A 26,437-nucleotide genomic window follows, 5' to 3' on the forward strand; every position below is an offset into this window, starting at 1 on the left:
ATACCGTCGTTCGCGTTACGCGCAGCAACGGTCAGACCGTTGATGTTAGAAGTAAAGCGGTTAGCGATCGCCTGACCCGCTGCGTCATCTTTAGCGCTGTTGATACGCAGACCAGAAGACAGGCGCTCAATCGCCGTTCCCAGAGAAGACTGAGATTTGGTCAGGTTGTTCTGAGTCATCAGCGACAGGGTGTTAGTATTAATAACAGCCATGATGTAATTCCTTCAAAAAAAGTTATCAGATTCAGGCATCTGCCTACGGTTTTCTCACCGTCACCCAGATTATCGACAGCTTGCTGGTAACCTTTAGGAAAAAACATCACTTTTTTAAAGCGGAAAAGAGCCCGCTATTATCTGGCTTTATTCCGCCATTGTTTTTTAAAAAACCCTCTAATCTTTTCGCAGTCGCTGCCGATAATCCCCTCAGTGATTGTCCAAAACTGGAAGGATGAAGATATGTCAAGTATTAGTTCGCTCGGCGCAGGCACCAGCCTGGATCTCAATACGCTGTACGCTAACTTGCAAACAGCGGAAGAGACCAAGCTTAAACCAATTACTACTCAACAGACTTCGTATAAAGCAAAGCTGACAGCATGGGGCGTGGTGCAAACGTCGCTGACGAAGCTGCAGACTGCTGCTAACGCGTTGAAAAATACGTCGAATATCGCAGCAACTAAGGTATCAAGTACCAACACAGCGTTTACCGCCACGCTGGCGAATACCGCCGCAGCGGGTACCTATTCTATCGACGTAACGTCACTGGCTGCGTCACAGTCTTTGCTGAGCCCGAAAGTCACCAGCAAAGATACTGATTTAGGTGACAGCAGCATGAGCTCGCGCACTATCACCATTACGCAGCCGGGTCAAACCAACCCGATGACGGTGACGCTGACGAGTGATAAAACCAGTCTTGCTGATATTCGCGATGCGATTAACAAACAGCAAGGCAGCGTCACCGCAAGCGTCATTAAAGCGGATGACAGCAGCTACTACCTGGCGCTGACATCGCGTGATAGCGGCACCAAAAACCAGATGACCATCACTACTGATGATGCGCAACTGGCGCAGTACATTAGCTACGATTCTACAAACCCCAGCAGCACCAGCAACAAGATGACCCAACAGGTCGCCGCTGCGGATGCGAAAGTGAAGATTAACGGGATTGAAATCACCCGTAGCAGCAACACGATCACCGATGCGCCAGAAGGCGTAACGTTGACGTTGAACAAACTGACAACCGCCGGCTCCCCGGAAACGCTGTCGGTAACAAAAGACAATGCGCCGATGGCCGCAGCCATTCAGGCTTATGTGGATGCGTATAACTCGCTGCAAACGACTATCGCTAACCAGACCAAATATACAGCGGTGGATAAAGGTAGCGACGCCCAGAGCACGTCAAACGGCGACTTATTAGGCGATGGTACACTGCGTAATATTCAGACGCGCCTGCGTTCAGTATTGTCCGCAAGTCAGAGCGCAACCGGCAGCAGTGTTTCTATACTGTCGCAACTGGGAATTACGCAGGATACTTCCGGCAAACTGACCGTAGATAGCACCAAGCTTGACAAGGCGCTGAATGAAAAATCGGCGGATGTGATCAGTTTCCTGTCCGGGGACGGTAAAACCACCGGTTTTGCAACCCAGGCCAGTAACCTGTTGGCAGACTTTTTAGGTACTTCCGGCTCTGTGCAGAACGCGACTGATGGCATCAACAAGACGCTGAAGCGTCTGTCCGATCAGTACGATCGCACAAATGAGCAGATTACAGCGACGATGGCGCGTTATAAAACGCAGTTCACCAGCTTAAGTACTTTGGTCTCGTCCCTGACATCCACCGGGAACTATTTGACTCAGCAATTTAACGCAATGAACGCATAAACCAGTTAGTTGAGGTTTGACATGTATACGAAATCGGGAACTCAGGCTTATGCACAGGTCGGCGTGGAAAGCGCCGTTCTGAGCGCCAGCCCACATCAACTCGTGGTATTACTTTTTGATGGTGCGTTAAGCGCCATGAAAAAGGCCGCGATCCTGATTGAGCAGGGAGATATTCCCGGTAAAGGACAGGCGCTTTCAAAGGCTATTAATATCATTACCAACGGCTTGCGGGCCGGGCTTGACCACGAAGTTGGTGGCGAGCTTTCCGCAAACCTGGATAGTCTTTATGACTATATGACAAGACGTCTTTTACAGGCAAACCTCCACAATGACATCTCAGCCATTGATGAAGTTTCAACGTTGCTGAACAACATCGCTGATGCCTGGAAAGAGATTGGCCCCAATAATCAATCCGCGCGGGACACTTACTAATGGAAGCAAATTTCGGGTTGCTCCACCACTATCAGCAGCTGTTGGTCGTCAGCCGTACCATGCTTAGCCTCGCGAAGGAAGGGCGTTGGGATGAACTCATTGAGCACGAGATAGGCTATGTCAAAGCTGTAGAACAATTGACTCAATTCCAGGATGCCAGTGAAATTGCGCCTCAGATGCAGGCGCAAATTCGCCCCCTGCTCCAGCAAATTCTGGATAATGAAGTCGTGCTGAAACTCCTGTTGAACCAACGGATGGACGAATTACGGACATTAGTTGGACAGACATCCCGACAACATAACCTGCATTCGACATATGGACGTCTCTCTGGAAACATACTCTTCCCTAATGAGATTTAATTCTCATCCCGGCGGGTGATACGTTTGTCGTCAATCACCCGCCTGGTTTGTTTTGTTCACTCCTCCCCCTCTTTTTTGACACGTAATACCACCTGGCTTTGCCTGCGCATCCCTCTTCCCCGGTTTTGCAAAAATGCGCTTTCTCATTCTGTTTTTAAAATCTCATCCATACTTCCAGAGTCTTACTCTGGAGCACCGAATATGAAAAACCCCACCCTGTTACAGACCTTCCATTGGTATTACCCCGATGGCGGCAAACTCTGGCCGGAACTGCGCGAACGCGCTGCGGGCTTTAACGATATTGGCATTAACATGGTCTGGCTTCCCCCGGCGTATAAAGGTGCATCCGGCGGCTACTCGGTGGGTTACGACAGTTATGACCTGTTTGACTTAGGCGAGTTTGACCAAAAAGGGTCTGTAGCCACCAAATACGGTGATAAAACACAGCTACTGGCCGCCATCAATGCATTGAAAGAGAACAATATCGCTGTGCTGTTGGATGTGGTGGTCAACCACAAAATGGGGGCTGACGAAAAAGAAGCCATTCGTGTTCAGCGGGTTAATGCGCAGGATCGCACACAGATTGATGATGAAATCATCGAATGTGAGGCCTGGACACGCTATACCTTTCCGACTCGCGCCGGGCAATACTCGCAATTTATCTGGGATTTCAAATGCTTCAGCGGTATCGACCATATTGAAAATCCGGATGAGGACGGGGTGTTCAAAATCGTCAACGATTACACCGGCGAGGGCTGGAACGATCAAGTGGACGACGAAATGGGCAATTTCGACTATCTGATGGGTGAAAATATTGATTTTCGCAACCATGCCGTAACCGAAGAGATCAAGTACTGGGCGCGTTGGGTAATGGATCAAACCGGATGCGATGGCTTTCGCCTGGACGCGGTAAAACATATTCCCGCCTGGTTCTACAAAGAGTGGATCGAACATGTGCAGGAAGTTGCGCCAAAGCCGTTGTTCATCGTTGCGGAATACTGGTCACACGAGGTAGGAAAGCTACAGCAATATATCGATCAGGTCGACGGTAAAACCATGCTGTTTGATGCCCCACTGCATATGAAATTTCATGAAGCGTCGAAACTGGGGCGCGATTATGACATGAGCCAGATTTTTACCGGCACCCTGGTTGAAGCTGACCCCTTTCATGCGGTGACGCTGGTCGCCAACCATGACACACAGCCGTTGCAGGCACTGGAAGCACCGGTGGAAGCCTGGTTTAAACCCCTGGCCTATGCCCTGATCCTGCTGAGGGAAAATGGCGTGCCCTCGATCTTCTACCCTGACCTGTATGGTGCCCATTACGAGGATACTGGCGGTGATGGAGAAACGTACGCTGTGGATATGCCGGTTATCGACCAACTCGATCAGTTGATTCTCGCCCGCCAGCGCTTTGCACATGGGGTACAAACGCTGTGGTTTGATCACCCCAACTGTATTGCTTTCAGCCGCAGCGGCACCGACGACGATCCCGGCTGCGTGGTGGTACTATCCAACGGTGATGATGGCGAAAAGCACATGACGCTGGGCGAGAATTATGGCCATAAAACCTGGCGTGACTTTCTGGGCAACCGCGACGAATGGGTGACGACCGATGAGAGCGGCGCCGGGGTGTTTACCTGCAATGGCGGCAGCGTCAGCGTGTGGATAATCGAGGATGTGCTCTGACGCTGTGCCGGGTGAGCGTGTCACCCGGCCAGTAAACTTAGTGGGCGAGACTTAGCCCGGCATCAGCACGCGCCTTCTCACACTCCACGGTGAGTTTATCCACTTTCTTCAGCGTCATGCCATCGACCTCCAACAACGCACCATCGTGTTCAAGACGGTAGATGTCACGATTCTGCGTCACGTTGTACAGTTTGTCGTCATTGCGCATCAATTTACCCGGGACGGCAATCACTCGCTGCCACTGGCGGCAATCCAGTGTATCGCCACCGGGCGTAATAATCAGACTGGCCATCGCCTCCGGGCTAACCAGTTTGCTTTGCGGCCCCACCGACTGCCAGTAGCCCGCCAATCCAGCAGGCGCGGGTTGTTTGACCACCGCCTGATAATTTTCCACCTGCATGCAGCCGCTTAGCAGCATTACCGCACCGAGGATCACTCGCTTTTTCATCTTTTGCCCTGCTCGCGAAGAAAAAAATATTGTGGCATTAAAGCGTTATCGTCGCCACCCTTTCCCCACGGGTAACAAGTTTGATCTGCACCAGGTTTTCACATTATTTCGCATCAGATTTTGCGCAGCCCGTGTATCATCCGACTCTTTTCGCAAGACTATCCACACACTCCTTCTGAGTTCAGAGGTTTTTACTATGTCCTGGCAACAGTTTAAGGATCGGTTTTTAATTAAATTCTGGTCTCCTGTCCCGGCCGTTATCGCCGCCGGTATTCTCTCCACTTACTATTTTGGTCTTACCGGCACATTCTGGGCCGTTACCGGCGAATTTACCCGTTGGGGTGGGCAACTGCTGCAACTGGCGGGCGTGCACACGGAAACATGGGGCTATTTCAAATTGATCCATCTGGACGGCACGCCGCTGACGCGTATCGACGGGATGATGATCATCGGTATGTTTGGCGGCTGTTTTGCCGCCGCACTTTGGGCCAATAACGTTAAGTTACGTTTCCCGCACAGCCGGATCCGCATTGCGCAGGCGATCATCGGTGGGATGATTGCCGGTTTCGGCGCACGTCTGGCGATGGGCTGTAACCTCGCGGCGTTTTTCACCGGTATTCCACAGTTTTCCCTGCACGCCTGGTTTTTCGCTGTGGCGACGGCCATCGGCTCATGGTTTGGTGCACGCGTTACTCTGCTGCCGCTGTTCCGCATTCCGGTAAAAATACAAAAAGTCTCCGCCGCATCGCCGTTAACGCAAAAACCGGCTCAGGCGCAGCGTCGCTTCCGCCTCGGCATGCTTGTGTTCGCGGGAATGCTCGGCTGGGCGCTCCTCACCGCCATGAACCAGCCTAAACTTGGACTGGCTATGCTGTTCGGCGTCGGTTTTGGGTTACTGATTGAGCGCGCACAAATCTGCTTTACATCGGCGTTCCGCGATATGTGGATCACCGGGCGTACCATGATGACCAAAGCGATTATCTTCGGCATGGCGGCAAGCGCCATCGGTATCTTTAGTTACGTGCAACTTGGCGTGGAAGCCAAAATCATGTGGGCCGGGCCTAACGCCGTGATCGGCGGGTTACTGTTCGGTTTCGGCATCGTGCTGGCGGGCGGCTGTGAAACCGGCTGGATGTATCGCGCTGTTGAGGGGCAGGTGCACTACTGGTGGGTAGGGCTGGGCAACGTGATAGGCTCAACAATCCTCGCCTGGTTCTGGGATGACATCTCCCCTGCGCTGGCAACCCAGTGGGATAAAATCAATTTACTCAATACGTTTGGCCCGCTCGGCGGACTACTGGTGACTTACCTGCTGCTGCTGGCGGCGTTGCTGCTGGTGATTGGCTGGGAAAAACACTTTTTCCGCACTAAAGCGGTTACCCCTGCGAAGGAGGCTGCATGAACATCGTGCCTGATTACCGTCTGGATATGACCGGTGAACCCTGCCCTTACCCGGCTGTGGCCACGCTGGAAGCCATGCCGCAGTTGAAAAAAGGTGAAATACTGGAAGTGGTGAGCGACTGCCCGCAGTCGATTAATAACATTCCTCTTGATGCTCGTAACCACGGGTATACCGTACTGGACATTCAGCAGGATGGCCCCACTATTCGTTATCTGATCCAGAAGTAACCCGTACCCGCCCTCTCCGGACCCGGAGGGGGCGAGAATCCCGGCGTCTACCGCCTCCGGTCACGAAAACGTCAGGTTGAAGACCAGTCTCTATTCTGAATCACAACACGGTAACCGTCTCTGTCTGCGAAGGTTTTACCCTGCACGGCCCAGTAAGGATTAAAGGATTTAACCTCGCAAAATCCGGCTTTCATCATCATCTCGCAGCGAACGCCCGCTTCCTGCGTATCCGGATAATAGAGCACCAGTAAATCTTCAGCCGTGTGGGCAGGCTGCACCGCATGCGCGTGGCAATGGGTAAATTCGATGTGCCAGGGCAATGCAGGATCCCCCACCATTACGCCACTGAACCCGTCATGGTCATGGAAAGCGGCGATTTTCTGTAACCCAAGACCGTCGCAATACATGCGGCAAGTCAGTTCAAGATCCGTCACGGGTTTAGCGATGCGCATATGCGTAAAAGTCATCAGACACTCCTCGTCGTTCACAGGTGTTGTGATGACGGACTTTAGCCGCCCGGCGGAAAACCGATGTGATCATCCGTGCTCATGCACAAAGCGTGGGAGCGGCGCATAGTGTTAAGCACCGAAAAGAGGGATAAAGCGAGGAAAAGGAGGATAACCTGCAAATTATCCTCCCTCTTTGAAACGCGGTTCGACTAGATCTGCATGTTCATCACGTCCTGGTATGCCGAAACCAGTTTGTTACGCACCTGAATCCCCATCTGCAATGAGATAGAGGATTTTTGCAAATCGGTCATCACGTCATTCAGCGCCACGCCCGGCTCGCCGAGAGTGAACTTTTCCGCCTGCGTGCGGGCTGCGTTTTGCGTGTCGCTGATGCGATCCAGCGCGGCATGCAGTTGACCGGCGAAACTGATTGTCGGTTCGCTTTCCACGCTCTGATTGCGCGCAATCCCCGCAGTGGCCTGCAACTGACTGACGACGCTTTCAATGCCCTGTATAGCCATGGTTTTTCCCCGGATGGTTTGATACTCGACAAGGTTAACAGCTTGTCAATGAGATAATTGCGGTAAATAGCGATAAAAAACCAGGTTATTTGGGGCATAGAAAATTCGGATTCATCAAATAATGGCATTGCCATGTAAATGGACAATTGTCGAGTTTGCCGACCCGGGAGCCTGTTTTGTTTCTCAACTCAAATAACAATATCCGCCCAGAGTTACGAGGTGTGCAATGAGTGCAACTGCTACAACTGCACCGCAGAATAAATCTCTTGAGTGGATCAACCGCTTGCGCGCGAACCCCAAAGTTCCATTAATGGTGGCCGGCGCTGCAGCCGTTGCCATCATCGTTGCAATGGTTCTGTGGGCAAAAAGCCCGGACTATCGCACGCTTTATAGCAACCTGTCCGATCAGGACGGCGGCGCTATTGTTACCCAGTTAACACAAATGAACGTTCCTTACCGGTTTGCTGATGCCGGTGGTGCTATTGAAGTTCCGGCGGATAAAGTCCACGAGTTGCGTCTGCGTCTCGCCCAGCAAGGTCTGCCGAAAGGTGGCGCGGTCGGTTTCGAACTGTTGGATCAGGAAAAATTCGGCATCAGCCAGTTTAGCGAGCAGGTCAACTACCAACGCGCTCTGGAAGGTGAACTGGCCCGTACTATTGAAACGCTGGGTCCGGTAAAAGGTGCCCGCGTACATCTGGCCATGCCAAAACCGTCGCTGTTCGTGCGTGAACAGAAATCACCGTCAGCCTCTGTCACCGTTAACCTTGAGCCAGGCCGCGCCCTGGACGATGGTCAGATCAGCGCCATGGTGCACCTGGTCTCCAGTGCCGTAGCAGGCTTGCCGCCGGGCAACGTAACCGTGGTTGACCAGAGCGGCCGTTTGCTGACGCAAGCCGGTACTGCAGGTCGTGACCTGAACGATGCTCAATTGAAATATACCGCCGACGTTGAAGGTCGTATTCAACGCCGCATCGAAGCGATTCTGGGTCCTATCGTGGGTAACAGCAATGTGCATGCACAGGTTACCGCGCAGCTTGATTTTTCGAACAAAGAACAAACCGAAGAGCAATACAGCCCGAACGGCGACCCTTCACAAGCGGTGCTGCGTTCACGTCAGGTCAACAGCAGCGAACAGATTGGTGGCCAGAATCCTGGCGGCGTTCCTGGCGCACTGTCTAACCAGCCAGCACCGGCGAATACTGCGCCGATCTCTACGCCGCCGGCCAATCAGCAAAATCAACAGAACCAACAGAACCAACAGAATCAGCAAGGTCAGACGACATCTACCGCCAGCACTGCGACCGGTCCGCGTAATTCGACACACAACGAAACGTCGAACTATGAAGTAGACCGCACGATTCGCCACACCAAAATGAACGTGGGTGATGTGCAACGTCTGTCCGTGGCCGTGGTGGTAAACTACCGTACGCTGGCAGATGGCAAAACCGCCGCGTTGACAGCCGATCAGCTGAAACAGATTGAAGATTTGACCCGTGAAGCAATGGGCTACAGCGAAAAACGCGGTGACACCCTGAACGTGGTCAACTCGCCGTTTAACGCGAAAGACGATGTGGGTGGTCAACTCCCCTTCTGGCAGCAACAAGCGTTTATCGATCAGCTGATGTCTGCAGGTCGCTGGCTGCTGGTTCTGATTGTCGCGTTTATCCTGTGGCGTAAAGCGGTGCGTCCGCAACTGATACGCCGTCAGGAAGAAGCGAAAGCGATTCAGGAAGCCGCTCAGGCTCGCGCAGAGCTCGAAGAATCGGTGGAGGTCCGTCTCAGCAAGGACGAGCAGCAGCAACAGCGTCGTACTAACCAGCGCCTGAACGCCGAGGTGATGAGCCAGCGTATCCGCGAAATGTCAGACAACGATCCGCGCGTCGTGGCGCTGGTCATTCGCCAGTGGATGAATAACGAACATGAGCAATAATCTTACCGGAACGGACAAAAGCGTCATCTTGCTGATGACCATTGGTGAAGACCGTGCGGCCGAGGTGTTCAAACACCTCTCCGCCCGGGAGGTTCAGCACCTGAGTACCGCGATGGCCAGCGTGCGTCAGATTTCCAACAAACAGCTGATGGATGTGTTGCAGGAGTTTGAAACGGAAGCGGAACAATTCGCGGCGCTGAACATCAACGCCAACGACTACCTGCGCACCGTACTGGTGAAAGCCCTTGGCGAAGAACGTGCATCCAGCCTGCTGGAAGACATTCTCGAAACCCGCGATACCACCAGCGGCATCGAAACGCTCAACTTTATGGAGCCGCAGAGCGCCGCAGACCTTATTCGCGACGAGCATCCGCAGATTATCGCCACCATTTTGGTGCACCTCAAACGTGCTCAGGCGGCGGATATCCTTGCACTGTTCGATGAGCGTATGCGTCACGACGTGATGCTGCGTATCGCCACTTTCGGCGGCGTACAGCCTGCTGCACTGGCGGAACTGACCGAAGTATTGAACAACCTGCTCGACGGCACCAACCTCAAACGCAGCAAAATGGGCGGCGTGAGAACAGCGGCGGAAATCATCAACCTGATGAAAACGCAGCAGGAAGAAGCCGTTATTACTGCTGTTCGCGAGTTCGACGGCGAACTGGCGCAGAAAATTATCGACGAGATGTTCCTGTTCGAAAACCTGGTGGACGTGGACGACCGCAGCATCCAGCGTCTTCTGCAGGAAGTGGACTCCGAATCCTTGTTGGTCGCCCTCAAAGGCGCCGAACCACCATTGCGCGACAAATTCCTGCGCAACATGTCGCAACGTGCGGCAGATATCCTGCGCGACGACCTTGCCAACCGTGGCCCGGTTCGTCTGTCTCAGGTGGAGAACGAGCAGAAAGCCATCCTGCTTATTGTTCGTCGTCTGGCGGAAACCGGCGAGATGGTAATTGGCAGCGGCGAGGATACCTATGTCTAACGAAATGCCGTGGAAGATCTGGAAGCCGGATGACCTGGCGCTTCCTCTCGCCGCCGAGTTCGCTCCCCTGCTGACGCAGGACGAGCCGATGATCGATGAGGAAGAAGACGCGTTATCTGCAGAACAGAAACAGCAGCAGCAACTGGCGCAAATCCAGATGCAAGCGCACGAGGCTGGCTATAACGCCGGTCTGGCGGAAGGCCGTAAGGCAGGTTATGACGTGGGCTATCAGGAAGGTCTGGCACAAGGACAGGAGCAGGGTCTGAATCAGGCCCGCCAGCAACAAGCCCCGTTGCATGCGCGTATGCAGCAACTGGTCAGCGAGTTTCAGTATACGCTGGATGCGCTGGACAGCGTTATCGCCTCCCGTCTGATGCAGATGGCGCTGGAAGCCGCGCGCCAGGTGCTCGGCCAGGTACCGATTGTGGATAACAGCGCACTGATTAAACAGATCCAACTGTTATTGCAGCAAGAACCGTTGTTTAGCGGCAAGCCGCAACTGCGTGTTCATCCGGATGATTTGCAGCGCGTCGAAGAGATGCTCGGCGCGACGCTCAGCCTGCACGGCTGGCGTCTGCGCGGCGATCCGACGCTGCATCCGGGCGGTTGCAAAGTCTCCGCCGATGAAGGCGATCTCGACGCCAGCGTGGCGACACGCTGGCAGGAACTGTGCCGTCTGGCGGCGCCAGGAGTTGTTTGATGACCGCGCGTTTGACCCGCTGGCTGACCACGCTGGATAACTTTGAAGTGAAGATGGCGCAACTGCCGTCTGTACGCCGTTATGGTCGACTGACCCGTGCGACTGGCCTGGTGCTCGAAGCCACCGGGCTGCAATTGCCGCTGGGGGCGACCTGTATCATCGAGCGTCAGGACGGACAGGAGATGTGCGAAGTCGAAAGCGAAGTGGTTGGCTTCAATGGTCAACGCCTGTTCCTGATGCCACTCGAAGAAGTGGAAGGCATTTTGCCTGGCGCTCGCGTCTATGCGCGTAGTGTGATGGGCGACAATTTACACAGCGGCAAACAGCTGCCGCTCGGCCCGGCCCTACTCGGCCGCGTTCTGGATGGCGGTGGCAAACCGCTGGACGGACTGCCATCGCCGGATACCGGCGAAACCGGGGCGCTGATCACGCAGCCGTTTAACCCGCTGCAACGTACCGCAATCGAGCATGTACTGGATACCGGGGTACGCGCCATCAATGCGCTGTTAACCGTAGGACGTGGGCAGCGTATGGGCCTGTTCGCCGGTTCCGGCGTCGGTAAGAGCGTATTGTTAGGCATGATGGCCCGTTATACCCAGGCAGATGTGATTGTTGTCGGGTTGATTGGCGAACGTGGCCGCGAAGTAAAAGATTTTATCGAGAACATCCTCGGCGCAGAAGGTCGCGCGCGTTCGGTGGTTATCGCCGCACCTGCGGATGTCTCTCCTTTGTTGCGTATGCAGGGCGCTGCGTATGCTACGCGCATAGCTGAAGATTTCCGCGATCGCGGTCAGCATGTGCTGCTGATTATGGATTCTCTGACGCGTTATGCCATGGCGCAGCGTGAAATCGCACTGGCTATCGGCGAACCGCCAGCTACCAAAGGTTATCCACCGTCTGTCTTCGCCAAATTACCGGCGTTGGTGGAACGTGCAGGCAACGGTATTCACGGTGGGGGTTCCATCACCGCGTTCTATACTGTTCTTACAGAAGGGGATGACCAACAGGATCCTATTGCTGACTCAGCGCGCGCGATCCTCGATGGACATATCGTTTTGTCACGCCGTCTGGCGGAAGCAGGACACTACCCGGCAATCGATATCGAAGCGTCTATCAGTCGTGCGATGACAGCATTGATTACTGAAAAACATTACGCAAGAGTTCGTAATTTCAAACAGTTGCTATCGAGTTTCCAGCGTAACCGCGATCTGGTTAGCGTTGGCGCTTATGCGCGAGGTAGCGACCCCATGCTGGATAAAGCCATCGCATTGTGGCCGCAACTTGAAGCTTTCTTGCAACAAGGTATTTTCGAGCGTGCCGGGTGGGAAGATTCGATGCAGGCACTAGAGCTAATCTTCCCGACAGCATAATGTAGTGGAGGCTGACTTCATGACGCAAAATAGCGCATTGACGACGCTTAAAGATTTGGCAGAGAAAGAAGTTGAAGACGCGGCGCTGCGGCTTGGTGAGATGCGTCGGGGCTGCCAGCAAGCAGAAGAACAATTAAAAATGCTGATCGACTATCAGCATGAGTATCGTAGCAGTCTGAATAACGATATGAGCCAGGGCATTGATAACCAGCGTTGGCAAAACTATCAGCAGTTTATTCAGACGCTGGAAAAAGCTATCGAGCAACACCGCCATCAATTGGCGCAGTGGACCCAGAAAGTCGATGTCGCGCTGGGTTGCTGGCGGGAGAAAAAGCAACGTCTGCAAGCCTGGCAAACATTGCAGGACAGGCAAAGTGCCGCAGCGTTACTGGCGGAAAACCGTCTCGATCAGAAGAAAATGGATGAGTTTGCACAGCGAGCGTCCCTGAGGAAAACAGAATGATCACCTTGCAAAAACTGCTAGTTACAGAATCCGATGCCACCACTGGCACGCAAACAGGCAAGGCTGGCGGTGATGCCGCTCAGGACTTCCTCGCCCTGCTTACTGGTGCAATGTCCGGCGCTGGCGCGCAAGGGCAAGAGGGCGATGCCCCCCTTACTCTCGCCGACCTGCAAGCGGCCGCGTTAAGAGGCAAGCTGGCGAAAGGTAAGCTGGCCGCCGCATCCGGTGAAGCGGCGCAAACCCCGGCACAAAAACTGGCCGATATGCTGGCGCGCCAAAGCGTGAAAATGGATGCCAAAACGGCCGCTGAAAGCAATGCCGATATGCAGAACCTGCTCTCCGGCTTGACCCCTTCCGCCCAAACGGATGTGCTGGCTGCGCTGACGAAAACGGCAAAAGCGGCCGATGAGAAAACCGACTTAAGCGACGAAGATCTCGCTAACCTCAGCGCGCTGATGGCCATGCTGCCACACCAGCAGACGCAGCAAATGACCGCGACACAGCCGGTTACCACGACCAGCACCGCCACCAGCGCAATCGATGTGGGGGCGGCGGCAAACCGCGCGCTGAACACCAACCCATTGACTACCGACACGGGCGCCGATCTGCCGCGTACCACCGCGAAAGGCACGCATGACGCTACTGCCAGCACGCTTCAGGTTACCGATGATTCACAGCAATCCACTACCTTTGCGGCCGCACTGGCATCACGCAAAGAAACGGATAATGCCGTGCAGCAAACCACCAATACCACCGCAAGCATTGCGCCGCTCACCACGACCACCAGCGCAGCGCAGGCCAGCACCCCGGTAGCCGCACCGGTTATCAGTGCGCCGCTGGGTAGCCATGAGTGGCAGCAGAACCTGAGCCAGCACGTCACGCTGTTCACCCGCCAGGGCCAGCAGAGTGCGGAACTGCGCTTACACCCGGAAGAGTTGGGTCAGGTGCAAATTTCCATCAAGCTGGAAGACAACCAGGCGCAATTGCAAATGGTTTCAGCGCATAGCCACGTTCGCCAGGCGCTGGAAGCTGCGCTGCCGGTGCTGCGCACCTCGCTTGCAGAAAGTGGCATCCAGCTGGGTCAAAGCAATATCAGCAGCGAGAGCTTTGCAGGCCAGCAGCAACACTCTTCTCAGCAACAGCAGGCATCACGTTCAGGATCCGGCAACCTGTTTGGCAGCGATGATGATGAAGCGTTAGTCACTCCTGCAAGCCTGCAGTCCGCTGCTCGCGGTAACGGCGCTGTCGACATCTTTGCCTAAACGTCCGAGGTAGCATGATTATCCCCGTCTTTTCCGCGCTTTGGCGGAAGCAAGACACGGGATAATCAGCTCATAGGCAGTATTAACAGGAAGCTCGTAACAGATGACTGACTCCGCTATTAACAAAAAACGCAAGCGCAATATCTGGATCCCGCTGCTGGTGTTAATCACCCTCGCAGCATGCGCCATCGCTGGCTATAGTTATTGGCATATGCAGCAGAAACCTGCGGCCAGCGCCAAAGCGGAGCCACCTCCGCCGCCGCCGGCACCGGTCTTCTTCGCGCTGGACACCTTTACTGTGAATCTGGGTGATGCCGATCGTGTGCTGTATGTCGGTATTACGCTGCGTCTGAAGGATGACGCAACGCGTGCCCGACTGAGCGAATACCTGCCGGAAGTGCGCAGCCGTTTGCTGTTGCTGTTCTCACGTCAGGACGCCACACAGCTCGCCACCGATGAGGGTAAACAGAAACTCGCCACTGCGATTAAAGAAACACTCGCAACGCCGTTAGTGCAAGGACAACCGAAGCAGGAAGTCACTGACGTCCTTTATACAGCTTTCATTTTGCGGTAATAACATGGGCGATAGTATTCTTTCTCAGGCCGAAATCGATGCGCTGCTCAACGGAGACAGCGATAAGAGTGATGATCCGCAACCGGGTATGGCGGGCGACAATGAAATTCGCCCCTATGACCCGAATACGCAGCGTCGCGTGGTACGTGAACGTCTGCAGGCACTGGAGATCATCAACGAACGTTTCGCGCGTCAGTTCCGTATGGGTCTGTTTAACTTGCTGCGTCGTAGCCCGGATATTACCGTCGGCGCGATCCGCATTCAGCCCTACCATGAATTTGCGCGTAACTTGCCGGTTCCGACCAACCTTAACCTGATCCACCTGAAACCGCTGCGCGGTACCGGCTTGTTTGTGTTCTCGCCAAGCCTGGTATTTATCGCCGTGGATAACCTGTTCGGTGGCGACGGGCGTTTTCCAACCAAAGTGGAAGGTCGTGAATTCACGCACACTGAACAGCGCGTGATCAACCGTATGCTGAAACTGGCGCTTGAGGCCTACAGTGACGCGTGGAAAGCGATTAACCCGCTGGACGTGGAATACGTGCGTTCTGAGATGCAGGTTAAGTTTACGAACATTACCACATCGCCAAACGACATCGTTGTTAACACCCCGTTCCATGTGGAAATCGGTAACCTGACGGGTGAATTCAATATCTGTCTGCCGTTCAGCATGATTGAACCGCTGCGTGAAATGCTGGTTAACCCGCCGCTGGAAAACTCCCGCAGCGAAGACCAGAACTGGCGTGATAACCTGGTCCGCCAGGTGCAGCATTCAGAGCTGACTTTGATCGCTAATTTTGCGGATATTCCCCTGCGTCTGTCGCAGATACTTAAGCTCAAACCCGGTGATGTACTGCCGATTGATAAACCCGATCGCATTATCGCTCATGTGGACGGTGTACCGGTGCTTACCAGCCAGTACGGCACAGTCAACGGACAATATGCGTTACGCGTAGAGCATTTGATAAACCCGATTTTGAATTCGCTGAATGAGGAACAGCCCAAATGAGTGATATGAACAATCCGTCCGATGAGAACAGCGGAGCACTGGACGATCTGTGGGCTGACGCGTTGAACGAACAAAAAACCACGACGACGGGCGGTAAGAGCGCAGCTGACGCTGTGTTCCAGCAGCTCGGTGGTGGTGATGTTGGCGGCAATCTCCAGGATATCGACCTGATTATGGATATCCCGGTCAAACTGACCGTTGAACTGGGCCGTACCCGGATGACGATTAAAGAGCTGCTGCGTCTGACGCAGGGTTCCGTGGTTGCGCTGGACGGACTGGCGGGTGAACCGCTGGATATTCTGATTAACGGTTATCTGATTGCGCAGGGTGAGGTGGTGGTCGTTGCCGATAAATATGGCGTGCGTATCACCGATATCATCACGCCTTCCGAGCGTATGCGCCGTCTGAGCCGTTGAGGCACATATGAGAACACAGGCCACGGTTAGCCAACCTTCCGCCGTTCCCGGTTCGCCACTGCTGCAAGTCAGTGGCGCACTGTTCGGCATCATTGCCGTGATCCTGATTGCCGCGTGGCTGGCGAAACGGCTGGGTTTTGGTGGTCGAACCGCTGGTACCCGGGGGTTGAAAGTCAGCGCCAGTACAACCGTCGGTCCGCGCGAACGCGTGGTGATTGTCGATGTTGAAGACGCACGCCTGGTACTGGGCGTCACCCCAACCCAAATCAATCTGTTGCACAAGCTTCCTCCCGCGCCTGCCGAAAGTGAAGTCGTGAACGAGAAAAATGCGGACTTTCAGTCTGTGATGAAGAATTTGCTTAAGCGTTCCGGGAGATCCTGATGCGCCGTTTGTTATCCTTTGCGCTGGCCGGGCTGTTTGTGTTTGCGCCAGCCGCATTTGCTCAAATCCCCGGTCTGGTCAGCCAACCGCTGGCAAACGGAGGCCAGAGCTGGTCGCTGCCGGTGCAGACGCTGGTATTCATTACCTCCCTCACCTTCCTGCCTGCCGTTTTGCTGATGATGACCAGCTTTACCCGCATCATCATCGTCTTTGGCCTGCTGCGAAATGCGCTGGGGACGCCTTCAGCACCGCCCAACCAGGTGCTGCTCGGCCTGGCGTTGTTTTTGACTTTTTTCATTATGTCGCCGGTGATCGACAAGATTTACACCGACGCCTATCAGCCGTTCAGTGAAAACAAAATTTCTGTGGATGTGGCGCTGGAACGTGGCGCGCAACCTCTGCGTGAATTTATGCTGCGCCAGACGCGCCAGGCCGATCTGGCTCTGTTCGCCCGGCTTGCTAATACGCCGCCGATTGAAGGTCCGGAAGCCGTACCGATGCGCATCTTGCTGCCCGCCTATGTGACCAGCGAGCTGAAAACCGCCTTCCAGATCGGTTTTACCATTTTCATTCCGTTCCTGATTATCGACCTCGTGATCGCCAGTGTGCTAATGGCGCTGGGGATGATGATGGTGCCACCAGCAACCATTGCCCTACCGTTCAAACTGATGTTGTTTGTGCTGGTAGATGGCTGGCAACTGCTGGTCGGTTCGCTGGCGCAGAGTTTTTACAGTTAGGAGTGAAGCATGACACCTGAATCGGTCATGATGATGGGCACCGAGGCGATGAAAGTTGCACTCGCTCTTGCTGCCCCCCTGCTGCTGGTCGCCCTGGTTACCGGGCTTGTGATCAGTATTTTGCAGGCGGCGACGCAAATCAACGAAATGACGCTCTCCTTTATCCCGAAAATCATCGCTGTGTTTGTGGCGATTGTGGTTGCCGGGCCGTGGATGCTGAATTTGCTGCTCGATTATATGCGCGGTCTGTTCAATAACATTCCCTATATCATCGGGTAATCCCGCTTATGCTGAACATCACCAGCGATCAGTGGCTGCAATGGCTTAATATGTATTTCTGGCCGTTGATGCGTGTGCTGGCGCTGATAATGAGCGCACCTATCCTCAGCGAATCGCGCATTCCTCGCCGCGTAAAGCTGGGTTTGGGGATAGTGATTACCGTCGTGATTGCTCCGACGCTCCCGGCCGTGCCGAATGTGCCTATCTTTTCTGTCGAAGGGCTGTGGGTGGCGATGCAGCAAATGCTGATAGGCATTGCGCTCGGTTTTACCATGCAATTCGCCTTTGCCGCTATCCGCACTGCGGGTGAACTTATCGGCCTGCAAATGGGCCTCTCTTTCGCCACCTTTGTCGATCCCACCAGCCACCTGAACATGCCAGTGCTGGCGCGTATTCTGGACATGCTGGCGCTGTTGCTGTTCCTGACCTTCAATGGCCATCTGTGGCTGATCTCAATGCTGGTCGATACCTTCCACACACTCCCGATTGGCGGCGACCCGGTAAGTGGTAATGCGTTTCTGGCCTTGACGCGCTCGGCGGGACTCATTTTCGTCAATGGACTGATGCTGGCCTTACCCATCATTACCTTACTGCTGACCATTAACCTCTCCCTTGGCCTGTTGAATCGCATGGCGCCACAGCTATCGGTGTTTGTCATCGGTTTTCCCATTACGCTTAGCGTTGGGATTTTACTGATGGCAGCGATGATGCCGCTGGTCGCCCCCTTCTGCGAACGATTATTCAGCGAGATTTTCAATCTGTTAGCTGATATCGTGAGTGAACTGCCTCAAAATACAAAACCATGACGTTAGCATTGCCTTTTTGAGGATAATCCTAAAGTTAAATTTGCAAAACATCTTCCAGGATATAACTGGCGCGGCTTATTTGTTTTTAACGGTCTCACAGAACGCAACATTTACTTTACTTTAAGATGATTCCTGGCAAATTATACGTAACTTTACGGGATAGTGGGTTCGCCTGAAGTTTCGTGTCGCACTTCAGTAATATCAGTTTTTCCTGTATGGCTTCTGAAGCTTCCGGCGGTGGTGAATTATCGTTACGCATTGAGTGAGGGTATGCCATGTCAACGATTATTATGGATTTATGCAGTTATACCCGGTTGGGATTAACAGGGTATCTGACAAGTCGGGGGGTTAAAAAACGAGATATCAACGATATAAAAACCGTTGATGAACTCGAATCAGCTTGCGCCACATTCCAGCCATCCGTGGTGTTTATTAATGAGGACTGCTTTATCCATGACCCAAGCAGCAGTCAACACATTAAGCAAGTCATTAATCAGCATCCCCGTACACTGTTTATCGTATTTATGGCAATTGCCAACATCCACTTTGATGAATATCTATTGGTACGTAAAAATTTATTGATTAGCTCTAAATCAATCAAGCCTGAGTCGCTGGATAATATTCTGGGGGACTATCTCAACAAAGAGAAAAAAAGCGTTGGCACCATTAATTTACCCACGCTTTCATTGAGCCGGACTGAGTCCAGCATGTTAAAAATGTGGATGTCAGGACAGGATACGATTCAAATTTCCGATCAAATGAATATTAAAGCCAAGACGGTGTCATCACATAAGGGGAATATAAAAAGAAAGATTAAAACGCATAATAAACAAGTGATTTATCATGTTGTGCGTCTGACAGACAATGTCACGTCGGGTATATTTGTTAATATGCGTTGATACAATGGGTATGTATTCACCCTCCCTCGCAGGAGGGCGAAGAAATTAATCTGCCTTTTCGACGAAAACCCCGTCTGGGTGATCTTTTTCATTAAAGAACCAGATTCCGAGCGGGTAATCTTCCAGTGACACCAGGTACATTGTACCTTCATTGAACGCTTCAACAGCCAATACCACCCCCGGACGGCGTGGACCTCCGTCCGTTTTGACCGTAACCCGATCGTTAACCTTCATATTTACCCTCCTGTTGCATTTACGCCAGTGTAGAACAAAAGCCTCGGGCTGGCAGCGCCCCCGACGTTTAGCTGGCGATTTTTTCTACCGTCTATACTTAGCCGTGGGACTGCGAAAGAGGTGACGGCATGAAAACGGTGAAAGAGTACAGCGAAACCGCCAAACGCGACGTCAACGTTGACGTAGACGCCCTGCTGGCGGCAATTAACGAAATTAGCGAAAGTGAAATCCATCGGATTAACGACGAGGATGGTCAGCGCGTGAGCGTGGATGGCAGGGAATACCATACCTGGCGGGAACTGGCGGAAGCGTTCGAACTGGATGTGCATGACTTCAGCATCACCGAGGTGAACCGCTAAAGAAAACTCCCGGTTGCAGCAGCAACCGGGAGAAAACTTGCTTGCGCAAGAAGCACTTAAAAATTCGTACACCAGGGAATCTGATGTAAGTGAAACTCTAACGACAAACACCCATTAAGACAAGAACTATCGATAAAACAAATAATTAGATAAACAAGTGTATTCTATTGGATACAAAGCGCTACCGCCGAGGACGTTCAGTGCAGAGGACAAAATGACAAAAAAATCGCGCTGAATGTGCGAATGGCCTGCGCCAGGCAAGAAGATGCTTAACTCCCCCGTCTTTTGAAAAACGAAAGGAGCGAAATATGCCGGGTCTGGACTCACCACTGCTGGTTTTTACCGATGTCGATGGCACCCTGTGCGATAGCCATACCGGTGACTGGCACGCTGCTGCCGGGTGGCTTGAGCGACTTCGCCTGCACCATATCCCGGTTATTTTATGCAGCAGTAAAACCGCCGCCGAAATGATCGACCTGCAAAAAACACTCGGACTTCAGGGGCTACCGTTTATCGCCGAAAATGGCGCGGTGATCCAGCTTGATGAACGCTGGCAGGATCATGACAGCTTCCCGCGGATTATCACCGGCTCGCCCCATGAAGAAATCGCCAGAGTATTAAATCAGCTACGACAAAAACAGGGCTGGAAATTTACCACTTTTGATGAGCTCGACGAGCGCGTACTGGCGGAAATTACCGGCTTGCCTCCGGCGCAGGCCAGCCTCGCGCGCCTGCAGGAAGCATCGGAAACGTTAATCTGGCGGGACAGCGATGAACACATGGCAGCGTTTGACACCGCCCTCGCGGGGCTGGGGTTATGTTTTGTCCAGGGCGCGCGTTTCTGGCATGTGCTTGATGAGCGCGGCGGTAAAGATCAGGCGGTTAACTGGTTAACCCGTCAATACCGCCATTACACCGGAAAACGCCCCTTCACGATTGGGCTGGGCGATGGTCCTAACGATGCCCCGTTGCTGGACAGCGTCGATCACGCGATCGTCGTGAAAGGCCTGAACCGCCAGGGCGTTCGACTGCGTAACGATACGCCAGACCGAGTGTATCATTCGCAATCCGAAGGAGCCGCTGGCTGGCGTGAAGGTCTGGATCACTTCTTTGGCTTTGGCGCAGCATCTTCCGAGCAAACCTGATTACGCCCGCTGTTTTTCGCCCGGTATAACCGGCTGTCAGCAATGGATTGCAAGGTTTCAAAATCATAACTGCCACTCTCCAGTGCGCCGCTGACACCGAGCGAAGCGCTGATGCGAATGGTCGTATGCTTGTGGACCAGTATCTCCTTACCACGAATGCGCGCACGGATACGTTCGGCCACGCGAACGGCTTGTTCAAGTGTACTGCCCGGCAGTAAAACACAGAACTCCTCTCCCCCTACGCGCCCGGCCACATCCTCACTGCTTATCGTGCTGCTAATCAGTCCCGCTGCATGTGACAGCACCAAATCGCCCGCCTGATGGCCATAGCGGTCGTTAACGTTTTTAAAATGGTCGAGATCGATCTGAATGACGGCAAAAGGTTGCTGTGACACACGCGCTTCTTCCGTTAAGATTTTCGCCCGCTCAAACAGTGCACCGCGATTACACAGGCGGGTAAGCGGGTCATACCAGGCCTGCCATTGCAGGGTATTTTGCATGCTGTACATGTTATTGACCATCCGGCGGATCACCGCCCAGGCAAACAGCAGCATGGCGGTAAAGAGCACCCACAACAGCGCCAGCGCAACGCTAATGCTGCCAAAATCCCCTTGCAAACCCTCGCGCAGGGTTTGAATGCGCAGCATGAAGCCATCAAAGTGCCGCAGTTTTTGCCAGCTAACATAACGTGTCCCGAAACGCAGTCCACCGCGGGTGTCTTGCGCCATTCCCTGTGCCAGTCGGGCATGTTGTTCCGCATTGAATACCGGTTCTGTGTGGCTGACGCCCGGTGCGAGGGTTAATAGCTGAAACTGGCTGTTATAAAGCTGGTATTCCCCCTTATTTTGCCCTTCCTGCGCATCTTTCAACTGTTGCGCAATTGCTTCCACAGGGAAACTCATCGCCAGCACACCGAACCAGTAATCCTCGTAGTCCAGAGGGACGCTGGCGATAACAAATCCCTTATCACTTTTCCCGCCATCGGCCTGATCGGTGAACCAGCGTACCGTGCGGGAGCGATTTTCATGTTCACTCTGACCGGTAAACCAGGGCCGCATCAGTAAGTGATAATAAGTCGGGATAATTTGCTGGTTATTTTCCAACGGATACGTAGCGACAAAAAAGCCAGCGCGGGAGACATAATAAGCACGGCGCGGCAGCATCCCTCCATTGGCGGAGAGACGGAACAGATAACCCAGTTCCATGGCGGCCGTCAGCTCATTATGCAGCAGTGGGTGGTCACGGTTGAGCAGTTCGCTCTGATCGACAAAAAACTCGGAAACACCATACAGCGGCAACGTCCGGCGGTTATCCAGTTTGATATCCCACTGGGGTAGCCGTCGTTGCTGCTCAAACCCATTTTGCACATTGCGCATAACGTCTAATGTGAGCGGCGTCTGTAGTGCGGACTGCATGCCATTGCGAAAAAAGAGCAAGCGATCCACACCGACCTGCATATGCCTGTCCAGCGCGTTGCTGACATTTTCCAGCATACTGCGCTGGCTGGCGACATACGCGCCTTCCAGGACGATAACTTCACGCCAGGTGAGAATGGTGGAACACACCACCACGATGACAAAGCACAGGTTAACCACCCGCGCCGGGTAGAAATACTTCTTTAGGTTTCCAAGCCGCCTTTTTTCTTTCACGACATTTTCCTGCCGCATACAGGAGCCCTGATATGCGCTGTTTCGCTGTGCTTTAGTCCCGCAACTCACGTCCTCACCCGGTCTGCGGGCAATAAAAACGCCCGGCATTGCCGGGCGTTTACAGGGATTACACCTCCTCGTGAATCCTTTGCCTGTCGCCAGGCATCAGCTCATCTTCACGAAAGGCTTCCCGTTTGACGCCGTAGCCGTCATACCACCGACACTCCACCATACCGCTGGCATAGCCGGTGACGATCATGCGCGGACCACCATTTTTGGGTATCACTTCATCACTGACCAAAAAGACCATTACTGCCTCCTGTATCAGGGCGAAACTTTTTCACCTTAGACGAAGTTTGTTTATTTTGCATAATGCCGGCCGTAAGATTTTATTCAGCAGCACCCCGCAAACGCGTTATCCCTTTCATGACGGCAACGACCAGCGCGCCAATCACAAAGCCCAGCACGAGGTTCGCCAGTACCGGCGTAAGCGCCTGCAATACAGCATTCTGCCCGGCGGCGAAATGTTCAACGGCATGGTGCAACGGCGCAATACCGTGCACCACAATGCCGCCGCCGACCAGGAACATGGCCAGCGTGCCAACCACCGACAACATTTTCATCAGCCAGGGCGCAGCAAACAGCAATCCTTTCCCCACGCCCTGCGCCAGTACGCCCTTTTTCTCCACCAGCCAGTAGCCCATATCGTCGAGCTTGACGATGATGCCTACCAGGCCATAAACGCCCACCGTTACCAGCACGGCGATGCCCGACAGGATCAGTACCTGGTTGAGCAAGGGCGCGTCTGCAACAATGCCCAACGTAATCGCGACAATTTCCGCCGACAGAATAAAGTCCGTGCGCACGGCACCTTTGATTTTGTCTTTCTCAAACTGTTGCGGATCCTGCGCCGCCAGGGCTTCCAACCGCTGTTGGCGCGCTTCAGGACTCTCTTTATGTTTCCTCGCCTCAAAGGTATGCAGCACTTTTTCCACACCCTCAAAACAGAGAAATGCGCCCCCCAGCATCAGCAGCGGCGTGATGGCCCACGGGATCACTGCGCTGATCAACAGCGCCAGCGGCACCAGAATTACCTTGTTCAGCAGTGACCCTCTCGCCACGCTCCACACCACCGGCAACTCACGGTTCGCACGCACCCCAGCGACTTGTTGCGCATTGAGTGACAGATCGTCGCCGAGCACACCAGCGGTCTTTTTCGCTGCCAGTTTTCCCATCACCGAAATGTCATCCAGCAATGTGGCAATGTCGTCGAGTAAGGTCAATAAACTACTTCCTGCCAAAATATCCTTCCTTATTGATTATGTTGCACAAAAGCGCGCAGGTACTGTCGCGTTCCCTCAGTATGCGGTAAAAAACGATACGCGGAAACGCCCTGCAGGTGTCAACAAAAATTTAACACTTTCTTCGCAATTAACCACTCGCCAGCACGATAGTTTTGACGTTAACTATAAGCCTCTTATTTTTTCCTGGGTGGGTTATGCGTTTCAGGCATGTTTTACCGCTGATTGGCGCGCTTTTTGCGCTCTACATTATTTGGGGTTCCACATACTTTGTTATCCGCGTTGGCGTTGAAAGCTGGCCGCCATTGATGATGGCTGGCGTCCGTTTCTTCTCTGCTGGCGTCGTCCTGACAGCCTGTTTGTTATTGAGTGGGCATAAACTGCCCCCTCTGCGCCTGATGCTGAATGCCGCATTACTTGGCGTGCTGCTGCTGGCCGTCGGCAACGGATTCGTCACCGTCGCCGAACATCAAAATGTGCCTTCCGGTATCGCGGCGGTTGTGGTCGCCACCGTGCCGCTATTTACCTTGTGCTTTAGTCACTTTTTCGGCATTACTACGCGAAAACTTGAGTGGTTTGGTATCGCCATTGGTCTGGCGGGGATTATTTTGCTCAACAGCGGCGGAAACTTAAGCGGCAATCCGTGGGGGGCATTGATGATTCTGGTGGGGTCGATGAGTTGGGCCTTTGGATCGGTTTATGGCTCCCGAATCGCACTCCCCGTCGGGATGATGGCTGGCGCTATCGAAATGCTGGCGGCAGGCATCGTGCTGCTGGTGGCCTCGGCGCTAACCGGTGAGCAACTGACCCGGATGCCTTCGCTGCAGGGCTTTATGGCGGTAGGGTATCTGGCGCTGTTCGGTTCAATCATCGCGATTAACGCCTATATGTACCTGATTCGTAATGTCTCTCCGGCCGTGGCGACCAGCTATGCTTACGTCAATCCGGTGGTCGCCGTGCTGCTGGGCACCGGCTTTGGTGGCGAACACCTCTCGCCCATCGAGTGGCTGGCACTGGGAATTATTATTATGGCAGTGGTGCTGGTCACGCTGGGCAAATATTTGCTGCCGCAACGCCCTGTCGTCACCCCGTGTGAAGCGGAAAAGTAATAGGGAAATAGCTGCCTTCAAAGGGCAGCTATTCACCGATATCCACGACGGCATGGATCCCTTGCGTATCAATCTGCGCGAACGCACCGCCTTCGCAGACCCACTCTTCCAGGCGCTCGCTCAGCGCCGGGTCGCTCAACTTCAATTTTCCGCGCAGCGCACATTCCCAGACAATTAACACCCGCCATCCCTGCTCACGCAGCAAACCACAGTCGCGTTTATCGCGCGCCACGTTTTTGCCTATCTTCTCTAGCCAGAAATCGGTGCGCGTCGCCGGAACTTTAAACAGATGGCACCGGTGGCGATGCCAGAAGCAGCCGTGAGTAAAAATCACGCAACGGTAGTTATCCAGCACGAAATCAGGGCGCCCCGGTAAAGCGGCATCCTGTACACGAAAATCCAGTCCCAGTGATTGCAGGCAACCTGCAAGTCGCTTTTCGATGGCTGTATCCCGTGTAGCGATTGCGCGCATGTTCTTGCTACGGGTCGCTTTGTCGTGCACATCCGCCATTCTTTTACTCCGCTACAGGGCGTAAGAACCAAAGCGACGCAACACATCATCGTCAATGTGCTGAAAATCGCCCTGTAATTCGGCGCTCAACTTGGCCATGTAATGCACCAGAAAATCGGCGTTACTGCGGGCCAGTTCACGCCCCTTTTCCGTTTGCATCGTGGCGGGAAGCTTCAGCAGTTTGCAACGAAAGTGATCGAGGGCATACGCGCGGTCATCCAGTTCCCGCTGCGCCGCGAAAGGATCGTCGCCATCGAACAGTGCAACGCCCAACGAGCCAGAAACGGCAAACACCCGTGCCAGCCCAATAGCACCTAATGATTCCAGTCTGTCGGCATCTTGCACAATTTTCGCCTCCAGTGTCTGCGCCGCAATCCCGGCACTGAAACTGTGCGCTTCAATGGCGTGGCATACCGCGGGTATTGCATTTTGTGGGTAATCAGGAAAATCCTTGCCCAGCACATCAGCGGTTTTCTGCGCCGCCATCACTGAAGATAAGTGCCGCTGCGGGTGGTTCTTCGGCAGACTGACAATGTCGTGGAAGTAGCAGGCGGTCAGGATCACCAGCGCATCCACCTGTTGCCCCTGCATCAGGGTTTGCGCCGTTTTCCATACGCGGCGAAAATGCGAGACGTCGTGCGCAGCATCTGCATGATTAAAGTGGTGGCGGATCCATACGTCAAACCGGTGCTGCCAGTCATTGATAGTCATTGTTGCTCCTGGTTAAAACGATAACAATAGCATCGTACGGATTATAACGAGCAATTATCGCACGAAAATGACTTTCGGATATGAAATTGCTTTATAGTTACAAGCAAAATATACTTCATGTCAATATGAATAATAAAATAATAAGCACATTCCCCCGACAGCTATTTATTTATCAGTTTAATTGTGCCATGATGCTCTC

General features: G+C 53.6%; 33 protein-coding genes. 23 read left to right on the forward strand and 10 right to left on the reverse strand.

Going from position 1 to position 26,437, the window contains the following annotated elements:
- Positions 1–212 (reverse strand): flagellin N-terminal helical domain-containing protein (locus GA0061071_RS00005; RefSeq protein WP_476737402.1); only part of this gene is annotated, 212 nt, incomplete at its 3' end.
- Positions 213–455: 243 nt separating this feature from the next.
- Here GA0061071_RS00005 and fliD point away from each other — a divergent pair.
- The 4 genes from fliD to amyA all read left to right on the forward strand — a co-directional run bounded on the left by fliD (position 456) and on the right by amyA (position 4,357).
- Positions 456–1,877, forward strand: coding sequence for a flagellar filament capping protein FliD (gene fliD / locus GA0061071_RS00010; RefSeq protein WP_061494302.1), 1,422 nt, complete (start codon positions 456–458; stop codon positions 1,875–1,877).
- A 21-nt stretch (positions 1,878–1,898) separates the two neighbouring features.
- Complete coding sequence (gene fliS, locus GA0061071_RS00015; RefSeq protein ID WP_061494301.1) at positions 1,899–2,309, forward strand: flagellar export chaperone FliS; 411 nt, start codon at positions 1,899–1,901, stop codon at positions 2,307–2,309.
- Entirely contained in the window at positions 2,309–2,668 is a 360-nt protein-coding gene (fliT, locus tag GA0061071_RS00020) for a flagella biosynthesis regulatory protein FliT (protein ID WP_061494300.1), read from the forward strand. The genes fliS and fliT overlap by 1 nt, the downstream gene beginning before the upstream one ends.
- A 201-nt stretch (positions 2,669–2,869) precedes the next feature.
- Positions 2,870–4,357: an alpha-amylase gene (gene amyA, locus GA0061071_RS00025; protein ID WP_088237973.1), complete on the forward strand. Its 1,488-nt coding sequence runs from the start codon at positions 2,870–2,872 to the stop codon at positions 4,355–4,357.
- Between the two features lie 37 nt (positions 4,358–4,394).
- Here the strand turns inward: amyA and yedD are convergent, their stop codons facing one another.
- Positions 4,395–4,805, reverse strand: a complete 411-nt coding sequence (yedD, locus tag GA0061071_RS00030) for a lipoprotein YedD (RefSeq protein ID WP_061494298.1) — start codon at positions 4,803–4,805, stop codon at positions 4,395–4,397.
- 196 nt (positions 4,806–5,001) lie between these two features.
- On the opposite strand from yedD, the gene yedE reads away from it, so the two are divergent.
- Entirely contained in the window at positions 5,002–6,207 is a 1,206-nt protein-coding gene (gene yedE / locus GA0061071_RS00035) for a selenium metabolism membrane protein YedE/FdhT (protein ID WP_088237974.1), read from the forward strand.
- The gene (gene yedF / locus GA0061071_RS00040; protein WP_061494296.1) at positions 6,204–6,434 is read left to right on the forward strand and encodes a sulfurtransferase-like selenium metabolism protein YedF; all 231 of its coding nucleotides are present in this window, start codon (positions 6,204–6,206) and stop codon (positions 6,432–6,434) included. The genes yedE and yedF overlap by 4 nt, the downstream gene beginning before the upstream one ends.
- 71 nt (positions 6,435–6,505) lie before the next feature.
- On the opposite strand, the gene GA0061071_RS00045 is transcribed toward yedF, so the two are convergent.
- The gene (locus tag GA0061071_RS00045) at positions 6,506–6,901 is read right to left on the reverse strand and encodes a VOC family protein (RefSeq protein ID WP_061494295.1); all 396 of its coding nucleotides are present in this window, start codon (positions 6,899–6,901) and stop codon (positions 6,506–6,508) included.
- 191 nt (positions 6,902–7,092) lie between these two features.
- Positions 7,093–7,404 (reverse strand): flagellar hook-basal body complex protein FliE, encoded by a 312-nt coding sequence (fliE, locus tag GA0061071_RS00050; protein ID WP_061494294.1) that lies wholly within the window; start codon positions 7,402–7,404, stop codon positions 7,093–7,095.
- Between the two features lie 226 nt (positions 7,405–7,630).
- Between fliE and fliF the strand changes: the two genes are divergently transcribed.
- The 14 genes from fliF (at position 7,631) to rcsA (ending at position 19,219) form a co-directional block, all read left to right on the forward strand.
- A complete protein-coding gene (gene fliF / locus GA0061071_RS00055; RefSeq protein WP_061494293.1) occupies positions 7,631–9,334 on the forward strand; it encodes a flagellar basal-body MS-ring/collar protein FliF in 1,704 nt (567 codons plus the stop codon).
- Positions 9,324–10,322 carry a flagellar motor switch protein FliG gene (gene fliG, locus GA0061071_RS00060; RefSeq protein WP_061494292.1) on the forward strand — a complete coding sequence of 333 codons (999 nt, stop codon included), beginning with the start codon at positions 9,324–9,326 and terminating at the stop codon, positions 10,320–10,322. Before fliF ends, fliG begins: the two co-directional genes overlap by 11 nt.
- Positions 10,315–11,022, forward strand: coding sequence for a flagellar assembly protein FliH (fliH, locus tag GA0061071_RS00065; protein ID WP_061494291.1), 708 nt, complete (start codon positions 10,315–10,317; stop codon positions 11,020–11,022). The genes fliG and fliH overlap by 8 nt, the downstream gene beginning before the upstream one ends.
- On the forward strand, positions 11,022–12,392 hold the full coding sequence (gene fliI / locus GA0061071_RS00070; protein WP_061494290.1) for a flagellar protein export ATPase FliI: 1,371 nt from the start codon (positions 11,022–11,024) through the stop codon (positions 12,390–12,392). The genes fliH and fliI overlap by 1 nt, the downstream gene beginning before the upstream one ends.
- Before the next feature lie 19 nt (positions 12,393–12,411).
- Complete coding sequence (gene fliJ, locus GA0061071_RS00075; protein WP_061494289.1) at positions 12,412–12,855, forward strand: flagellar export protein FliJ; 444 nt, start codon at positions 12,412–12,414, stop codon at positions 12,853–12,855.
- Positions 12,852–14,117, forward strand: a complete 1,266-nt coding sequence (gene fliK / locus GA0061071_RS00080) for a flagellar hook length control protein FliK (RefSeq protein ID WP_088237975.1) — start codon at positions 12,852–12,854, stop codon at positions 14,115–14,117. The genes fliJ and fliK overlap by 4 nt, the downstream gene beginning before the upstream one ends.
- Positions 14,118–14,220: 103 nt before the next feature.
- Positions 14,221–14,691, forward strand: coding sequence for a flagellar basal body-associated protein FliL (gene fliL / locus GA0061071_RS00085; protein ID WP_061494287.1), 471 nt, complete (start codon positions 14,221–14,223; stop codon positions 14,689–14,691).
- Between the two features lie 4 nt (positions 14,692–14,695).
- Positions 14,696–15,700: a flagellar motor switch protein FliM gene (gene fliM / locus GA0061071_RS00090; RefSeq protein WP_061494286.1), complete on the forward strand. Its 1,005-nt coding sequence runs from the start codon at positions 14,696–14,698 to the stop codon at positions 15,698–15,700.
- Complete coding sequence (gene fliN / locus GA0061071_RS00095; RefSeq protein WP_061494285.1) at positions 15,697–16,116, forward strand: flagellar motor switch protein FliN; 420 nt, start codon at positions 15,697–15,699, stop codon at positions 16,114–16,116. Before fliM ends, fliN begins: the two co-directional genes overlap by 4 nt.
- A gap of 7 nt (positions 16,117–16,123) precedes the next feature.
- Positions 16,124–16,498 (forward strand): flagellar biosynthetic protein FliO, encoded by a 375-nt coding sequence (gene fliO, locus GA0061071_RS00100; RefSeq protein ID WP_061494284.1) that lies wholly within the window; start codon positions 16,124–16,126, stop codon positions 16,496–16,498.
- On the forward strand, positions 16,498–17,235 hold the full coding sequence (gene fliP / locus GA0061071_RS00105) for a flagellar type III secretion system pore protein FliP (RefSeq protein WP_088237976.1): 738 nt from the start codon (positions 16,498–16,500) through the stop codon (positions 17,233–17,235). The genes fliO and fliP overlap by 1 nt, the downstream gene beginning before the upstream one ends.
- 9 nt (positions 17,236–17,244) lie before the next feature.
- Complete coding sequence (fliQ, locus tag GA0061071_RS00110; RefSeq protein WP_061494282.1) at positions 17,245–17,514, forward strand: flagellar biosynthesis protein FliQ; 270 nt, start codon at positions 17,245–17,247, stop codon at positions 17,512–17,514.
- Positions 17,515–17,522: 8 nt separating this feature from the next.
- Positions 17,523–18,320, forward strand: coding sequence for a flagellar biosynthetic protein FliR (gene fliR, locus GA0061071_RS00115; protein WP_061494281.1), 798 nt, complete (start codon positions 17,523–17,525; stop codon positions 18,318–18,320).
- 275 nt (positions 18,321–18,595) lie between these two features.
- Positions 18,596–19,219: a transcriptional regulator RcsA gene (gene rcsA, locus GA0061071_RS00120; RefSeq protein ID WP_061494280.1), complete on the forward strand. Its 624-nt coding sequence runs from the start codon at positions 18,596–18,598 to the stop codon at positions 19,217–19,219.
- A gap of 45 nt (positions 19,220–19,264) precedes the next feature.
- Here rcsA and dsrB read toward each other — a convergent pair whose 3' ends face one another.
- Positions 19,265–19,453 carry a protein DsrB gene (dsrB, locus tag GA0061071_RS00125; protein WP_061494279.1) on the reverse strand — a complete coding sequence of 63 codons (189 nt, stop codon included), beginning with the start codon at positions 19,451–19,453 and terminating at the stop codon, positions 19,265–19,267.
- A 128-nt stretch (positions 19,454–19,581) separates the two neighbouring features.
- Between dsrB and yodD the strand changes: the two genes are divergently transcribed.
- Both yodD and GA0061071_RS00135 read left to right on the forward strand, forming a co-directional pair.
- Positions 19,582–19,812 (forward strand): YodD family peroxide/acid resistance protein, encoded by a 231-nt coding sequence (gene yodD / locus GA0061071_RS00130; protein ID WP_061494278.1) that lies wholly within the window; start codon positions 19,582–19,584, stop codon positions 19,810–19,812.
- A gap of 308 nt (positions 19,813–20,120) precedes the next feature.
- A complete protein-coding gene (locus GA0061071_RS00135; protein ID WP_088237977.1) occupies positions 20,121–20,957 on the forward strand; it encodes a mannosyl-3-phosphoglycerate phosphatase-related protein in 837 nt (278 codons plus the stop codon).
- Here GA0061071_RS00135 and dgcQ read toward each other — a convergent pair.
- From dgcQ to GA0061071_RS00150, 3 genes are all read right to left on the reverse strand, one after another.
- The gene (gene dgcQ / locus GA0061071_RS00140; protein WP_088238232.1) at positions 20,915–22,624 is read right to left on the reverse strand and encodes a cellulose biosynthesis regulator diguanylate cyclase DgcQ; all 1,710 of its coding nucleotides are present in this window, start codon (positions 22,622–22,624) and stop codon (positions 20,915–20,917) included. The two genes, GA0061071_RS00135 and dgcQ, sit on opposite strands and share 43 nt — an antisense overlap.
- 109 nt (positions 22,625–22,733) lie before the next feature.
- The gene (locus GA0061071_RS00145) at positions 22,734–22,916 is read right to left on the reverse strand and encodes a YodC family protein (protein WP_061494276.1); all 183 of its coding nucleotides are present in this window, start codon (positions 22,914–22,916) and stop codon (positions 22,734–22,736) included.
- Positions 22,917–22,995: 79 nt separating this feature from the next.
- A complete protein-coding gene (locus GA0061071_RS00150; RefSeq protein ID WP_061494275.1) occupies positions 22,996–23,907 on the reverse strand; it encodes a DUF808 domain-containing protein in 912 nt (303 codons plus the stop codon).
- 197 nt (positions 23,908–24,104) lie between these two features.
- Between GA0061071_RS00150 and yedA the strand changes: the two genes are divergently transcribed.
- On the forward strand, positions 24,105–25,016 hold the full coding sequence (gene yedA, locus GA0061071_RS00155; RefSeq protein WP_088237978.1) for a drug/metabolite exporter YedA: 912 nt from the start codon (positions 24,105–24,107) through the stop codon (positions 25,014–25,016).
- A 28-nt stretch (positions 25,017–25,044) separates the two neighbouring features.
- Here the strand turns inward: yedA and GA0061071_RS00160 are convergent, their stop codons facing one another.
- Entirely contained in the window at positions 25,045–25,527 is a 483-nt protein-coding gene (locus GA0061071_RS00160; RefSeq protein WP_061494273.1) for a very short patch repair endonuclease, read from the reverse strand.
- A gap of 12 nt (positions 25,528–25,539) precedes the next feature.
- Complete coding sequence (locus GA0061071_RS00165; RefSeq protein WP_061494272.1) at positions 25,540–26,238, reverse strand: phosphohydrolase; 699 nt, start codon at positions 26,236–26,238, stop codon at positions 25,540–25,542.
- Positions 26,239–26,437 lie beyond the last annotated feature (199 nt).

Origin of the sequence: Kosakonia oryzendophytica, from assembly GCF_900094925.1 — a bacterium.
Taxonomy (GTDB): Bacteria; Pseudomonadota; Gammaproteobacteria; order Enterobacterales; family Enterobacteriaceae; genus Kosakonia; species Kosakonia oryzendophytica.

Excerpts from the sequence above, each read along its gene's own strand:
- fliP (WP_088237976.1), top strand. The coding sequence starts at position 16,498 with ATGCGCCGTTTGTTATCCTTTGCGCTGGCCGGGCTGTTTGTGTTTGCG.
- fliR (WP_061494281.1), top strand. The coding sequence starts at position 17,523 with ATGCTGAACATCACCAGCGATCAGTGGCTGCAATGGCTTAATATGTAT.
- fliT (WP_061494300.1), top strand. The coding sequence starts at position 2,309 with ATGGAAGCAAATTTCGGGTTGCTCCACCACTATCAGCAGCTGTTGGTC.
- yodD (WP_061494278.1), top strand. The coding sequence starts at position 19,582 with ATGAAAACGGTGAAAGAGTACAGCGAAACCGCCAAACGCGACGTCAAC.
- fliG (WP_061494292.1), top strand. The coding sequence starts at position 9,324 with ATGAGCAATAATCTTACCGGAACGGACAAAAGCGTCATCTTGCTGATG.
- fliL (WP_061494287.1), top strand. The coding sequence starts at position 14,221 with ATGACTGACTCCGCTATTAACAAAAAACGCAAGCGCAATATCTGGATC.
- yedD (WP_061494298.1), bottom strand. The coding sequence starts at position 4,805 with ATGAAAAAGCGAGTGATCCTCGGTGCGGTAATGCTGCTAAGCGGCTGC.
- GA0061071_RS00160 (WP_061494273.1), bottom strand. The coding sequence starts at position 25,527 with ATGGCGGATGTGCACGACAAAGCGACCCGTAGCAAGAACATGCGCGCA.
- GA0061071_RS00045 (WP_061494295.1), bottom strand. The coding sequence starts at position 6,901 with ATGACTTTTACGCATATGCGCATCGCTAAACCCGTGACGGATCTTGAA.
- fliH (WP_061494291.1), top strand. The coding sequence starts at position 10,315 with ATGTCTAACGAAATGCCGTGGAAGATCTGGAAGCCGGATGACCTGGCG.
- amyA (WP_088237973.1), top strand. The coding sequence starts at position 2,870 with ATGAAAAACCCCACCCTGTTACAGACCTTCCATTGGTATTACCCCGAT.
- fliE (WP_061494294.1), bottom strand. The coding sequence starts at position 7,404 with ATGGCTATACAGGGCATTGAAAGCGTCGTCAGTCAGTTGCAGGCCACT.
- fliM (WP_061494286.1), top strand. The coding sequence starts at position 14,696 with ATGGGCGATAGTATTCTTTCTCAGGCCGAAATCGATGCGCTGCTCAAC.
- yedE (WP_088237974.1), top strand. The coding sequence starts at position 5,002 with ATGTCCTGGCAACAGTTTAAGGATCGGTTTTTAATTAAATTCTGGTCT.
- fliK (WP_088237975.1), top strand. The coding sequence starts at position 12,852 with ATGATCACCTTGCAAAAACTGCTAGTTACAGAATCCGATGCCACCACT.
- GA0061071_RS00135 (WP_088237977.1), top strand. The coding sequence starts at position 20,121 with ATGCCGGGTCTGGACTCACCACTGCTGGTTTTTACCGATGTCGATGGC.
- fliO (WP_061494284.1), top strand. The coding sequence starts at position 16,124 with ATGAGAACACAGGCCACGGTTAGCCAACCTTCCGCCGTTCCCGGTTCG.
- dsrB (WP_061494279.1), bottom strand. The coding sequence starts at position 19,453 with ATGAAGGTTAACGATCGGGTTACGGTCAAAACGGACGGAGGTCCACGC.
- dgcQ (WP_088238232.1), bottom strand. The coding sequence starts at position 22,624 with ATGCGGCAGGAAAATGTCGTGAAAGAAAAAAGGCGGCTTGGAAACCTA.
- GA0061071_RS00145 (WP_061494276.1), bottom strand. The coding sequence starts at position 22,916 with ATGGTCTTTTTGGTCAGTGATGAAGTGATACCCAAAAATGGTGGTCCG.
- GA0061071_RS00165 (WP_061494272.1), bottom strand. The coding sequence starts at position 26,238 with ATGACTATCAATGACTGGCAGCACCGGTTTGACGTATGGATCCGCCAC.
- fliF (WP_061494293.1), top strand. The coding sequence starts at position 7,631 with ATGAGTGCAACTGCTACAACTGCACCGCAGAATAAATCTCTTGAGTGG.
- yedF (WP_061494296.1), top strand. The coding sequence starts at position 6,204 with ATGAACATCGTGCCTGATTACCGTCTGGATATGACCGGTGAACCCTGC.
- fliI (WP_061494290.1), top strand. The coding sequence starts at position 11,022 with ATGACCGCGCGTTTGACCCGCTGGCTGACCACGCTGGATAACTTTGAA.
- rcsA (WP_061494280.1), top strand. The coding sequence starts at position 18,596 with ATGTCAACGATTATTATGGATTTATGCAGTTATACCCGGTTGGGATTA.
- fliD (WP_061494302.1), top strand. The coding sequence starts at position 456 with ATGTCAAGTATTAGTTCGCTCGGCGCAGGCACCAGCCTGGATCTCAAT.
- yedA (WP_088237978.1), top strand. The coding sequence starts at position 24,105 with ATGCGTTTCAGGCATGTTTTACCGCTGATTGGCGCGCTTTTTGCGCTC.
- fliS (WP_061494301.1), top strand. The coding sequence starts at position 1,899 with ATGTATACGAAATCGGGAACTCAGGCTTATGCACAGGTCGGCGTGGAA.
- fliN (WP_061494285.1), top strand. The coding sequence starts at position 15,697 with ATGAGTGATATGAACAATCCGTCCGATGAGAACAGCGGAGCACTGGAC.
- fliJ (WP_061494289.1), top strand. The coding sequence starts at position 12,412 with ATGACGCAAAATAGCGCATTGACGACGCTTAAAGATTTGGCAGAGAAA.
- fliQ (WP_061494282.1), top strand. The coding sequence starts at position 17,245 with ATGACACCTGAATCGGTCATGATGATGGGCACCGAGGCGATGAAAGTT.